Below are 11,868 nucleotides of genomic sequence, written 5' to 3'. Positions count from 1 at the left end.
ACCGCCACGCCGGCGGCCAGCGCGCGCCAGGGCCAGCGGCGCGCGGGCGGCGCCAGGGGCAGGCGCAGCGGCAGCGGCTCGTCCAGCACGGGATCCAGCAAAGCGTGCAGCGCGCGCCGCTGTTCCTTCCAGTCGTCCACCCGGGTCTGGTCCTGCGGGTGCGCGGCGAGAAAGGCCTCGACCTCGGCGTGGCGCGCAGGCGGCAACTGGCCGTCCGCGTAGGCATGCAGGTCGGCTTCGGTAATGGGGGTGCCCGCGCCGGGCACCGGGTGGAGGCGTTTGTCGTTCATGTCATTTCACGCGGTGGAGCCGGTTGACGGCGTCGCGCCCCTGCATCAGCGCGCCCAGCTTTTCGCGGGCGCGCGACAGGCGCGACATGACCGTGCCCATCGGCACGTCCAGTATCTGGGCGGTTTCCTGATAGGACAGGTCCTCCACGCACACCAGCAGCAGGACTTCCCGCTGCTCGGCGGGCAGGGTTTGCAGGCAGCGGTCCAGGTCGCGCACCTCCAGGCGGTCGGTCTGGGTGGCGCGCACCGGCGCGTCGGGCAGTTCGCCGGGGGCGGTCTGGTCCGCCCGCCGGCTGCTGGCGCGCACTCCGTCGATGAAATGGTTGTGCATGATGCCGAACATCCAGGCGCGCAGCTCTCCGCGCCGCTGCCAGCGCGAATAGCGGCTCCATGCGCGCTCGAGCGTGTCCTGGACCAGGTCGTCGGCCCGGTGGGGGTCGCCCGTCAGCCCGCGGGCATAGCGCCGCAGGCTGGGGATGCAGGCCAGGATCAGGGCTTCGTCGTCGGCGCGCATGGCTTGCGGCGGCGGGTGCTGCGCCGGTTCAGGGCTTGGCCACGTGCCAGACTTCCTTGAAGTTGTCGCCGGCCTTGTCCCCGGCCTTGGCGTCCTTGGCGTACGTGTACAGCGGTTTGCCCTTGCTGGCCCATTGCTTGGTGCCGTCGTCGCGGGTGATGACGGTCATGTCGCCCATGGGCTTGGCGTCGGCGCTGGCCATGACGGGCGGCCAGATCTTGGCGCACTGGTCATTGCAGGCGCTCTTGCCGCCCGCGTCCTTGTCGAAGGTATAGAGCGTCATGCCGGCGCTGTTGACCAGGATGCCGTCCTGGGTCTTGACGGCCTGTGCCTGGGCGCCGGCCGAGAACAGGGCGGCGGCGGCAAGGGCCAGGGCTGCGGCGGTGTGGTTGCGCATGGTGTGCCTCGTAGATAGGGGAAGTTGGGGGACTGCCCTCTACAGACGCCGGCCGTTTCGGGTTTATTCCCGGCGGGCCGAAATAACCTGCAAAGGGTCAGCGGGCCGGCCGGACTGCGCCGGGGTCGTATCGCATTTCAGTTTCAGGTCCTTTCTCCTCGACAGGGGTGAAGCCCAGCGACTCGTAGAGCCGGCGGGCGGGATTGCCCCGCAGTACGCTCAGGGTGACGGCCGCGCCCTGGGCGTCCGCCTGCTCCAGCAGGTCGACCAGCAGGCGCCGTCCGAGTCCCTGGCCCTGGAAGGCGGGGCGATCTGGATCTGCACCACGCGCCAGGCATCGGCGTCGCGGGAGGTCTTGAACAGGCCGGCGGGCTGGTCCGCGGCCCAGACGATCCGGGCATCGTCGAAGCGATGGCGGATGCGGGCCAGATGGTGCTCGTCATCGTCCGGCGCGCCCGCGCGCCGCAGGTGCTCCGTCATGGTGGCCTTGCGCAGGGCAAGCAGGAAAGGCAGGTCGTCGTCGGTGGCGGGCCGTAGCGTCAGGGCGGGGGAAGTCATGGGGGCGTTGGCGGTGGAGGGAGCCGGCCGGATCCGGCCCGGTAATCCAGTTTATAGAACTGCCGGGCCGCTCTCGCCAAGAGATCCTTCATCGCCGTTGGCGTTCTCTCCAGGCGAGATACGTGGAATGCGGCCATTCCTCCGGCCGTTCCGCATAGCCATGCTTGATCGGGTTGGAGTGGACATAGCCGATGCAAGCGGCCAATTCCGCTTCATCGCGGACGGCATGTTCCCAGTACCGCCTTTGCCAGATCTCGCGCTCGCCGCGGCCCCGCCGCGTCACGATGGGTGGATGCGGCGGCAGCGCGCGCGAGAACCGGGCCTTGATCCGCCGCCAGCGGTTCGGGTAGTCGCTGTCGCCTTCCGGTAGCCGCCAGACCATGTGAAGGTGGTCCGGCATGATGACGGCGGCCAGAATGGAGAACGGCGCGAGCCGCTGCTCCGCGCGGATGCAGGCTTTCAGCAGCTCGGCGCGTTCGACGAGGCGCCGGGTCCCGCGTGGGAGCGCGGCCACGGTAAAAAAGTAAGTGCCGCCCGGCAGATAAAGGCGTCTATAGGAAGTCATCCAGGCCAGCATAGGCTTTCCAGCGGACCGGCGGCGCAGGCGGTGACGAATCGATCTACTGCGGATGACCGGGGGGCGTAGGATGGGTGGAGCGCGAGATCCTCGGAAGAAAAACCCGGCTCTCCAGCGCGCGTAACCCATGCGGCCGTGGGCAGATTGTTTTTTGGGCCGATGCCGGGCACTGTCTGCCCACGGCCGCATGGGTTGCGCGCGCTGGAGAGCGGTTTTCTTGCTTAAGAACTCTCGCGCTCCACCCATCCTACGCCCCACCCAAATACAAAGAACTCCCCCCTCATGCTTCGAACAACGCCAGCGCGTCCGCGTCGAAGCGCCGCAGGTTCGGGAACACCAGCCGCAGGTCGTCGGGGCTGGCGCCGAACCATCCGCCCAGCGAGGCGCCAAGCTGGTCCACCGCCAGGGTGGGCAGCAGGCGGCCGTTGTCGACGAAGCCGGGGCCGTCCCGCGCGATCTCGGGATGCTGGCCGTAATAGCGTCCGCCCCTGACGGCGCCGCCGAGCACGAAATGGTGCGAGCCCCAGCCGTGGTCGGATCCATTGCCGTTGGATCCCAGGGTGCGGCCGAACTCGGACGCGGTGAAGGTCGTGACCTGGTCGGCCACGCCCATGGCCGACAGCGCCTGCTGGAAGGCGGCCAGCGCCTGGCCCAGTTCCCGCAGCAGGGCCGGGTGGGCGTCGTTCAGGCCGGCGTGGTTGTCGTAGCCGTTCTGCGAGACGAAAAAGACCTGGCGCCGCGCCCCGAGCGCCTGCCGCGCGCCGATGATGCGGGCGACGATCTTCAGTTGCTGGGCCAGGGGCGACTCGAAATCTCCGGGCACCGCCACGTCCGCCAGCGCGGCGCGCAACTGCGTGTCGGCGTCGATGGACTGGGCGGCGATGCGCGACAGTTCGCGTTCCATCAGGTGCTCGCGCGGCTGGGTGATCAATTGCCGCAACAGCGCCGTGCAGTCGCTGGATCCGTACAGGTCGCGGGTCAGCAGGTCCATGCGCGTCGATCCGTGGATGCCGACGCGATACCCCGCGACCCGGCGGCCGGCAAGCAGCACGGTGCTGCCGCCCGCGGTGATGCCCGTGAACGTGCGCTGCGCGTTGGCGTCGGCGTACAGGTCCGTGAGCCTGCCGGCCCAGCCCGAGGACGCGCCTTCGGGGGCCAGCGCCTGCCAGTACGATTGCTGGTCGTTGTGCGAGAACAGCTTCGGGGGCAAGGGCACGCGCGCGCCGATGTATTCGGCCTTCGTCGTCGGCACGACCAGGGGGCCGATGTTCAGCAGCACGGCCATGTCGCCGCGCTCATAGAGCGGCTTGAGCGGCGCCAGCGACGGCGCCAGCGCGAACTGCGCGCCGCCGGGCGCGGGTTCCGTGCCGCGCAGCGCGGTCGCCTGCAAGGGGTCGCGAGGCAGCGCGATGTCGCCGCGCGCCTGGGCATAGGCCCGGTATGCGGCCGCGTCGTAGGGAACCACGGAGTTGTAGGGGTCGTTGCCGCCGTACAGGAAGACGCAGACCAGCGCCTTGTAGGACGCCGGCGCGGATTGCGCCGCCGCCGCGCCCAGCGCCGCCAGGTTCAGCGCCAGCGGCGCGGCGGCGCCCGATGCGCCCAGCGCGCAGGCGCGCAGCAGGAATTCGCGGCGGGTGCCTTTCATCTCGGGGCAGCCCAGCGGATAAAGGGCCCCCTCGGGGGGCAGCAAGCTCGCGCAGCGAGGGGGGCTCTTCTCTTCATTTCTGCACCAAGTATTCAGGGCTGGCCGCCACCAGCGTGATCGCGGCGCGCACCCGGTCGCGAGGCCGTTCCGGCGGGATCGTGGATACGGCCCGAGCGATGGCCGCGGCGGTTTGCGCGGAGAAGGCGTCTCCGGCCAGCAACAGCGTCACCCGCGCCACCAGCGCCGCGGGGTCGCGCGCCAGCGCGATCTCGGCGGTGTACGGGGTTTGCAGGTCTTCCCAGCCTCGGTCGACGTAGATGGCCAGGAAGTTCAGGTAGCCGGCGACGCTGGTTTCATCGGTGATCTGCAATTCGGGCGCCACCAGGTGCCGGCGCGCCAGTTCGGTGACCGGCGGCACGTAGCGGGGGCGGAAGAAGTTGAAGACGCTGGCCGAGCGCATGGGGCTCTGGGCCAGCCGTATCGTGTTGTCGGTGGTGTCGGGCATGGCCCAGGCGCCGTTGGTGGATTTCGCCTCGAAGGCGCGGGCCCACCCCGAAAAGCGCAGGATGGGTTCGCGCACCTTGCCCCAGTCGGGCGCGCCCAGGTCCGGGTTGCGCGCCTCGGGGTCCAGCAGGATGGCGCGCACCACGGCTTTCAGGTTGCCGCGCGCGCCGGCGCCGTCGTCGTCGAACGCGGCCGACACGCGGCGTACGTAGGCGCGGCTGGGGTTGCTGGTGACCAGTCTCTGGATCAGTTGCGTGCCGATGAAGGGGCCCACGTTCGGGTGGGCGCTGATGACTTCCATGGCGCGCTTGAGCGACAGGCGCCCATCGGTGCCGGGCGGGATGACGGCGCCCAGGAAGCGCTTTTCGGCCATCGAGTGCAGCGCATTGTTCAGCGCCATCGGCCGGCGGTGGAATTCCACGTCGGTTTCCGGGCCGTCGATGTCCCAGCCGGTGAAGACCTTGGCCAGTCCCTGCACGTCCGCGTTGGTATAGGTTTCCACGGGCGCGCCATCGACCATCCTGACCGAGCCGTCGGGTTCCAGTTCCAGCAGGCCGATACTGAAGAGCTGCATGATCTCGCGGGCGTAGTTTTCGTCGGGATGGCGGCCGGTCCTGGGATCTTCCTTGCGGTTGCCGCGGTAGGTCAGCATGCAGCCCATCGACAGGTTCCGGCTGACGGCGGTCAGCAATTCCCGGTAGTCGCCCAGGGCGTGCTCGGCCAGCAGGTCCATGAAGCCGGCCGCGCCGAACAGCGGCCAGGACGCGGTGATGGACGACACGCCGACGACGAAGATCTCCGACAGCGAGAACGCCACCCGCGCGCGGACCTGGTCGGGGGCGGTAATGAATTTGCGCCACAGCGTGGATTCCAGCGGCGCGTTGATGCCGTTGCCCTTGAACGCCTCGGTGTTCTTCCCCTGTTGCAGCAGCCAGTCGAAATGCGTCTGCGACGGCGGCAGCGCCAGTTGCGCGTCCAGCCAGGCCGCGTAGCCGTCGCGCGCCACGGCGTCGATGTCGGCGGGCGTGGGGCCGAAGGTGGCCTGGGCCAGGAAGCGCGAGGCCTGGCCGGGCGTGGGGCGGGAGAGCGGGGGGGCGGCGGACTGCTGCGCAGCCGCTGACGGCGTAGCGGACATGCGCAGGCACCTCGTCGAATGCGAAAACCTACGGTACCGAAGCCCCGGGCGGGCTTCAATACCGTCATTCGGATGAGGGATTAGTCCAAAAGCTGGAGGCTCACACCGACCGGGTGATGCCGCCGTCGATGCGGATGTTCTGGCCCGTGATGTAGGACGAGGCGTCGGACGCCAGGAAGGCGATCAGGTCCGCGACTTCCTCGGCCGTGCCATAGCGGCCCATCGGGATGCGGACGCGGCGGTCTTCCTTTTCGGGCAGGCTGTCGATGAAGCCCGGCAGCACGTTGTTCATCCGCACGTTGTGTTCGGCGTACTCGTCCGCGAACACCTTGGTGAAGGCGGCCAGTCCGGCGCGGAACACGCCCGAGGTCGGGAACAGCGCTTCGGGCTCGAAGGTGGCGTAGGTGGAGATATTGACGATGGCGCCGGATTTCTGCCGCTTCATGACCGGCGCGACCAGGCGCGCGATGCGCACGACGTTCAGCAGATAGAACTCCATGCCCAGGTGCCAGTCGTCGTCGCTGATCTCGAGCAGCGGGCCCTTGGGGCCGTGGCCGGCGCTGTTGACCACCGCGTCGACGCGGCCCCATTTCCGCAGGGTGGCGTCGACCAGCCGGGACAGGTCGTCGGGCGACCGGTTCGAGCCCGTGACGCCCAGCCCGTCCAATTCCCGCGCCAGGGCCTCGCCCTTGCCGGAGGAAGACAATATGGCCACGCGCCAGCCGTCGGCCGCCAGCTTGCGCGCCGCCGCCGCACCCATGCCGCTGCCGCCAGCGGTAACGATCGCCACTTTTTCCGTGCTCATGCTCGCTCCTGTGTGGAATGCTCGGGATGGCCATTGTAGGGGCCGGCGCGGGCGGAAAGCTCAGCGCGGGGCGCCGACGCGCCAGACAGTGTTGCCCACGTCGTCGGCCACCAGCAGGCCGCCCTGGCGGTCGACGGCCACGCCCACCGGCCGGCCCTGCGCCTCGCCGCTTTCGTTCAGGAAGCCCGTCAGCACGTCGACCGCCGGCCCGTCGGGCCTGCCCTGGGCGAAGGGCACGAAGATGACCTTGTAGCCGCTGCGCGGATCGCGGTTCCAGGAACCGTGCTGGCCCACGAACATGCCGTCGGCGTAGCGCCCGGACAGCCTCGCGCCGCCGGACCAGGCCAGGCCCAGCGAGGCGGTGTGCGGCCCCAGCGCATAGTCGGGGACGATGGCGCGGGCCACCAGGTCCGGCCGCTGCGGCGCGACGCGGGTGTCGACGTGCTGGCCGAAGTAGCTGTAGGGCCAGCCGTAGAAACCGCCGTCGCGCACCGAGGTCATGTAGTCGGGGACCAGGTCGCTGCCCAGTTCGTCGCGTTCGTTCACGGCGGTCCACAGCGTCTTGCCGTCCGGCCCCCAGGCCATGCCCACCGGGTTGCGCAGCCCCGTGGCGTACAGGCGCTTGGCGCCGCTGGCCACGTCGATCTCCCAGATGGCCGCGCGGCCTTCCTCGGCGTCCATGCCGTTCTCGGCCACGTTGCTATTGGACCCCACGGATACGTACAGCCTGCCGCCGTCGGGACTGGCAAGCAGGTTCTTGGTCCAGTGGTGGTTGATGCCGGCCGGCAGGTCGGTGACTTTCTCGCCGGGCGAGTCGATGCGGGTCTGCCCGGTTTCATAGGGGAAGCGCATCACGGCGTCCGCATTGGCCACGTACAGCCAGCGGCCGACGAGGGCCATGCCGAACGGCGAATTCAGGCCTTCCAGCAGCACGCTGCGCGTTTCCGCGATGCCATCGCCGTCGGCGTCGCGCAGCAGGGCGATGCGGTTGGCGCTGGCGGTCCTGGCGCCCGCCCGTTTCATCGCCAGCCCGGCCACCCAGGCCTTCAGCCCGCCCGAGGCCGATTCCGGCTTGGGCGGCGCGTTCGTCTCGGCCACCAGCACGTCGCCGTTGGGCAGCACGTACAGCCAGCGCGGATGGTCCAGGCCGCCCGCGAACGCGGTCACTTCCAGGCCTGCCGCGGCCACCGGGTGCGCGCCCGCCGGCCAGCCGACCGCGCGGGCGGTCTTGACGGTGGGGATCAGCGTGGGGTTGGGGGCGGGAAGCTCGGGCGCCGGCCCCATGCCCGCCTCGACGGGCAACGTGGCCATTTCGCCGCAGGCGCTGAGCGTGGCCAGCGCGAGGCCGGCCGCGGCCATAATGCGTAGGATCTGCATGATGCGACTCCTGGACGATGTCCCATCATACTCAGGCGGGCCCGCGCCCGCATGGGTTCAATCGTCGAACCGGCTGCGCGTGACGGCCCCGGATTGCGGATCGACGCGCAGTTTGACGCGCTGGCCCTGCGGGTCGTAGGCCTTGACCTCGTAGCCGTGCTTGCTGGAGCGTTCGATCTCGGAGATGTTGCGGTAGCCGGCGGCTTCCATCTTGTCGTAGACCTGGCGGATCGTCAGCATCGGGGCGGGAGCGGCGGCCGCGGCGGGGGCTTGCGGCGCGGCCGCCTGCGCGAAGGCCGGGGCGCCGGCGGCCAGGGCCGAGCCGCCGATCGCCAGGGCCGCCAGGGTTTTCTGAATGCGCGTCATCATGGATATCTCCTTGGGTTTGACAGGGTGGACAAGGCCGTCTCCACGGCCATGCGGCCATTATTGGGGCCGGCGCATGAACCCATTCTGAAGCCGCCGTTCATGCGGGGTTCATCCATTGCGCGGTATAAAAGACGCTTGATCCATCCCCGTTTCAAGAGAGGCCCGGCCTTGCGCGACCGTGGAAGACAGCATGATTCGGCGTAGGCGCGGCGGCCTGGCCCTGTCGGCCTGCGCGCTGGCGCTCGCGCTGGCCGCGGGGCCCGTGGCCGGGCTGGCCGATGAGAGCGACCACGAGCGCGCGCGCCAGGCCCTGGAGGCCGGCAAGGTGCTGCCGCTGGGCGCGGTGCTGGACATCGTCGAGCGCGATTTCCCGGGGCAGGTGGTCAAGGTCGAGTTCGAAGAGGACGACGATGAATTCATCTACGAAATCCGGGTGCTGCAAAGCGGCGGCGGCATCCTCAAGCTGAAGATCGACGCGCGCGACGGCACGCTGCTGAGCGTCAAGGGCCGCGACATCAAGTTCAAGGGCAAGCCCTGATGCGCATACTCGTGGTCGAAGACGAACCCACGCTGGCCGGCCAGCTCGCCGAGGCGCTGCGCGGCGCGGGCTATACGGTGGACGCGGCCGCCGACGGCGAATCGGCGCGCTACCTGGGCGACGTGGAGGCGTTCGACGCGGTGGTGCTGGACCTGGGCCTGCCCGTGCTGGACGGCTTGACCGTCCTGAAGGGCTGGCGCGCCGGCGGGCGCAACATGCCGGTGCTGATCCTCACCGCTCGGGACAACTGGCACGAGAAGGTTGCCGGCATCGACGCCGGCGCGGACGATTACCTGACCAAGCCTTTCCACATGGAAGAATTGCTGGCGCGCGTGCGCGCGCTGTTGCGCCGCAGTACGGCGCACGCCAGCGCCCAGTGGCGCTGCGGCCCCCTGGTGCTGGATACGCGCCAGGCCAGGGCCAGCGTCGACGGCCGCGCGCTGACGCTGACCAGCCACGAGTTCAAGGTGTTGTCGGTGCTCATGCAGCGCGCTGGCGAGGTCGTGTCGCGCAGCGAGCTGACCGAGCACGTCTATGCGCAGGATTTCGACCGCGATTCCAATACGATCGAAGTCTTCATCGGCCGCCTGCGCAAGAAACTGCCGCCCGACACCATCGAGACCGTGCGCGGGCTGGGCTACCGCCTGGCGGCCCGCGCATGACGGCCGAGCGGCGCCCGGCGGGTTCGCTGCGGCTGCGGCTGCTGGCCGGCACGCTGGCCTGGATCCTCCTGTCCGTGGCGCTGGCGGGCTGGGGCCTGGCCAGTCTGTTCCGGCAGCACATCACCCAGCAGTTGCAGGCGGAACTGACGCTGCACCTGAACCAGCTCACGGCCGCCGTCAATATCGGCGCGGACGGGCGGCCCGTGGTCGCCCCGCCGCTGAGCGACCCGCGGCTGGAGCAGCCGCTGTCCGGCCTGTACTGGCAGATCGACCGGCTGGCCGAGGGCGGCCGGCCGGCGGCGGCCGGCGTGGCGCGCTCGCGTTCGCTGTGGGACCAGACGCTGCGGGCGCCATTTGCGGCGGAAGGCACGGGGGATCAGGTCCACGATATTGCCGGGCCGGACGGGCGCAAGCTGGCCGTGCTGGCGCGCGTCCTGAAACCGGCCGAGGAGGACGCGGCTCCGCTGCGCCTGCTGGTGGCCGCGGACCGGGCCGTGCTGTCCGAACCCATGGGGCGCTTCAACCACATGCTGGCGATCGCGCTGGGCGCGCTGGCCGCCGGGCTGACCCTGGCCGCGGTCGTGCAGGTCGTGGTCGGCTTGCGGCCGCTGGCCCGTCTGCGGCGGCAACTGGCGGCGCAGAACGCCGGCGGCAGCAGCCGCATCGAGGGCCGTTTTCCCAGCGAAATCCAGCCGCTGGTCGACGACTTCAACAAGGTGCTGGCGATGAATGCCGAGATCGTGCAGCGCGCGCGGACGCAAGCCGGCAATCTTGCGCACGCCGTGAAGACGCCGCTGGCCATCCTGGCCAACGCGGCCGCGCGCGACGACGGCGCGCTGGCGGGCCTGGTGCGCGAGCAGGTCGGCGCGGCGAACCGCCAGATCGACTACCACCTGGCGCGCGCGCGGGCCGCCGCGTCCTCGGGCGCGGCCGACGGGCGCACGCCGCTTGCGGAAACGGCCCAGGGCCTGCTGCGCGCGCTCAGGCGCCTGTACGCCGAGCGCCATCTGCGCATCGACGGCGCGGAAGTCGCGCCGGACCTGGTGTTCCGCGGCGAACAGCAGGACCTCCAGGAAATGCTGGGCAACCTGCTGGACAACGCCTGCAAATGGGCCGCCGGCCAGGTGCGGGTCGCGGCGGAGCGGGACGGGCCGGGGCGCCTGCTGATCCACGTCGATGACGACGGGCCGGGCATCGAGGACCACGAGCGCGAGCGGATCTTCCTGCGCGGCGTGCGCATGGACGAGCAGCGCCCGGGTTCGGGGCTGGGGCTGGACATCGTGCGCGACCTGGCCGGCACGTACGGCGGCGAGGTGCGCGCGGCGCGTTCTCCGCTGGGCGGGCTCCGGGTGTCGCTGTGGCTGCCGGCCGCGTGACGCCGCGCCGGGTTCGCGGGCCGAAGGCGTCCCGGCGTTACTTCACCAGCGTGACCGGCACGTCGGCCAGTTGCAGCACCTGATTGGCGACCGACCCGATCAGGATGTTCGCCAGCGAGCCGTTGCCGCGCGTGCCCATCACGATGCGCGCGCAGTCGTGGTCGCGCGCGTAGCCGGCGATCTCGGTCGCCACGTGGCCGAACGCGACGTGGCTGGCGTGGGCGGTGCCGGTCACGTCGAGCAGCTTGCGCGCTTCCTCCATGGCTTCCTGGCCTTCGCGGACGTAGAAGTCGTCGATCATTTCCTGCGTGATCAGCCGCGACAGGCCGGCCCGGCCCTGCACCGGCGTCTGGACGTTCAGGAGGTGGACGCGCGCGGATCCGGCGCCCTGGGCAAGCTGGCGGGCGTACAGGACGGCGCGGTCGGCATTGTCGGAGCCGTCGACGGGGACCAGGATGTTCAGCATGGACATGGATGCTCCTCGATGCGTTACTTGACCAGCGTGACGGGCAAGTCCGTCAGGTGCAGGACGCGGGTCGCGACCGAACCCAGGAACCAGGACGAGACGGAGCCCAGGCCGCGCGAGCCCATGTAGATCTCGTCGGCGTCGGATTCGTTGGCGACGCGGACGATGGTGTCGGCCGCCGCGCCCACTTCGACGCGCGCCTGGAAGGGCACGCCCGCCTCGCTCAGCAGGGCGCTGGCGGCCTGCAGGGCGGCCTGGCCTTCTTCCTGGTGGTAGGCGTCGATCTCGGCCTGGGACAGGCCGCGGCCGATCTTGCCCGCCTGCAGGGGAACCTGGACGGTGAGGAGTTCCACGCGCTCGACCGGATCGTAGCGGCGGGCGTCCAGCAGGGCCTGGACGGCGTGGGTGGACTGTTGCGAGCCGTCCACGGGGATCAGGATGCGTTTCATGAGCGTCTCCTTGTGCGCGCCGCGGTCGGCGGCGCTGTCCACTGTATCCCAATTATTCGCTGAATCCCGCCGGCGGGGAATGCGCGGCGTCAAGCCGCGCCCGGTCAGCGCCAGCGCTCGGGCAGGGTGTCCGCGGCCAGCGCCTGGCCGAGCAGGCGGCTGGCCAGCCCGCCCAGGGCGCCGGCGGCGCCGCTGGTCTCCAGCCG

14 protein-coding genes and 1 pseudogene are annotated in these 11,868 nt (G+C 70.3%); 3 read left to right on the top strand and 12 right to left on the bottom strand.

Annotation, left to right across the window (positions count from 1 at the left end; genetic code table 11):
* The 10 genes and pseudogenes from AVE30378_RS31950 to AVE30378_RS31905 all read right to left on the bottom strand — a co-directional run.
* On the bottom strand, nt 1-290 hold a 290-nt coding region (locus AVE30378_RS31950), incomplete at its 3' end, for an anti-sigma factor family protein (protein ID WP_425265809.1).
* A gap of 1 nt (nt 291) precedes the next feature.
* Entirely contained in the window at nt 292-804 is a 513-nt protein-coding gene (locus AVE30378_RS31945; protein ID WP_129247145.1) for an RNA polymerase sigma factor, read from the bottom strand.
* Between the two features lie 28 nt (nt 805-832).
* Nucleotides 833-1,201 (bottom strand): COG4315 family predicted lipoprotein, encoded by a 369-nt coding sequence (locus AVE30378_RS31940; RefSeq protein WP_129247143.1) that lies wholly within the window; start codon nt 1,199-1,201, stop codon nt 833-835.
* A 97-nt stretch (nt 1,202-1,298) separates the two neighbouring features.
* Nucleotides 1,299-1,759: pseudogene (locus AVE30378_RS31935) on the bottom strand (GNAT family N-acetyltransferase).
* An 88-nt stretch (nt 1,760-1,847) separates the two neighbouring features.
* Nucleotides 1,848-2,336, bottom strand: coding sequence for an REP-associated tyrosine transposase (locus AVE30378_RS31930; protein WP_244235202.1), 489 nt, complete (start codon nt 2,334-2,336; stop codon nt 1,848-1,850).
* A 280-nt stretch (nt 2,337-2,616) separates the two neighbouring features.
* Nucleotides 2,617-3,981: a DUF1501 domain-containing protein gene (locus tag AVE30378_RS31925; protein ID WP_129247141.1), complete on the bottom strand. Its 1,365-nt coding sequence runs from the start codon at nt 3,979-3,981 to the stop codon at nt 2,617-2,619.
* Between the two features lie 73 nt (nt 3,982-4,054).
* The gene (locus AVE30378_RS31920; RefSeq protein ID WP_129247139.1) at nt 4,055-5,620 is read right to left on the bottom strand and encodes a DUF1800 domain-containing protein; all 1,566 of its coding nucleotides are present in this window, start codon (nt 5,618-5,620) and stop codon (nt 4,055-4,057) included.
* A 100-nt stretch (nt 5,621-5,720) separates the two neighbouring features.
* On the bottom strand, nt 5,721-6,425 hold the full coding sequence (locus tag AVE30378_RS31915) for an SDR family oxidoreductase (protein WP_129247138.1): 705 nt from the start codon (nt 6,423-6,425) through the stop codon (nt 5,721-5,723).
* Nucleotides 6,426-6,485: 60 nt separating this feature from the next.
* On the bottom strand, nt 6,486-7,802 hold the full coding sequence (locus tag AVE30378_RS31910; RefSeq protein WP_129247136.1) for a PQQ-dependent sugar dehydrogenase: 1,317 nt from the start codon (nt 7,800-7,802) through the stop codon (nt 6,486-6,488).
* A 57-nt stretch (nt 7,803-7,859) separates the two neighbouring features.
* On the bottom strand, nt 7,860-8,168 hold the full coding sequence (locus AVE30378_RS31905) for a PepSY domain-containing protein (RefSeq protein WP_208742482.1): 309 nt from the start codon (nt 8,166-8,168) through the stop codon (nt 7,860-7,862).
* A gap of 193 nt (nt 8,169-8,361) precedes the next feature.
* On the opposite strand from AVE30378_RS31905, the gene AVE30378_RS31900 reads away from it, so the two are divergent.
* From AVE30378_RS31900 to AVE30378_RS31890, 3 genes are read left to right on the top strand one after another with little or no spacing between them, the layout of a single operon-like run.
* Nucleotides 8,362-8,709, top strand: coding sequence for a PepSY domain-containing protein (locus tag AVE30378_RS31900; protein WP_129247132.1), 348 nt, complete (start codon nt 8,362-8,364; stop codon nt 8,707-8,709).
* Nucleotides 8,709-9,371: a response regulator transcription factor gene (locus AVE30378_RS31895; protein WP_129247130.1), complete on the top strand. Its 663-nt coding sequence runs from the start codon at nt 8,709-8,711 to the stop codon at nt 9,369-9,371. The genes AVE30378_RS31900 and AVE30378_RS31895 overlap by 1 nt, the downstream gene beginning before the upstream one ends.
* Complete coding sequence (locus tag AVE30378_RS31890; RefSeq protein WP_129247128.1) at nt 9,368-10,747, top strand: sensor histidine kinase; 1,380 nt, start codon at nt 9,368-9,370, stop codon at nt 10,745-10,747. The genes AVE30378_RS31895 and AVE30378_RS31890 overlap by 4 nt, the downstream gene beginning before the upstream one ends.
* 37 nt (nt 10,748-10,784) lie before the next feature.
* Here the strand turns inward: AVE30378_RS31890 and AVE30378_RS31885 are convergent, their stop codons facing one another.
* Together AVE30378_RS31885 and AVE30378_RS31880 are read right to left on the bottom strand one after the other, a co-directional pair.
* Nucleotides 10,785-11,213: a universal stress protein gene (locus AVE30378_RS31885; protein ID WP_129247149.1), complete on the bottom strand. Its 429-nt coding sequence runs from the start codon at nt 11,211-11,213 to the stop codon at nt 10,785-10,787.
* 23 nt (nt 11,214-11,236) lie between these two features.
* Entirely contained in the window at nt 11,237-11,662 is a 426-nt protein-coding gene (locus tag AVE30378_RS31880; protein ID WP_129247126.1) for a universal stress protein, read from the bottom strand.
* Nucleotides 11,663-11,868 lie beyond the last annotated feature (206 nt).

The sequence above is a fragment of the Achromobacter veterisilvae genome (assembly GCF_900496975.1).
Lineage (GTDB): Bacteria > Pseudomonadota > Gammaproteobacteria > Burkholderiales > Burkholderiaceae_B > Achromobacter > Achromobacter veterisilvae.
This window is presented reverse-complemented; position numbering and strand designations above follow the sequence as displayed.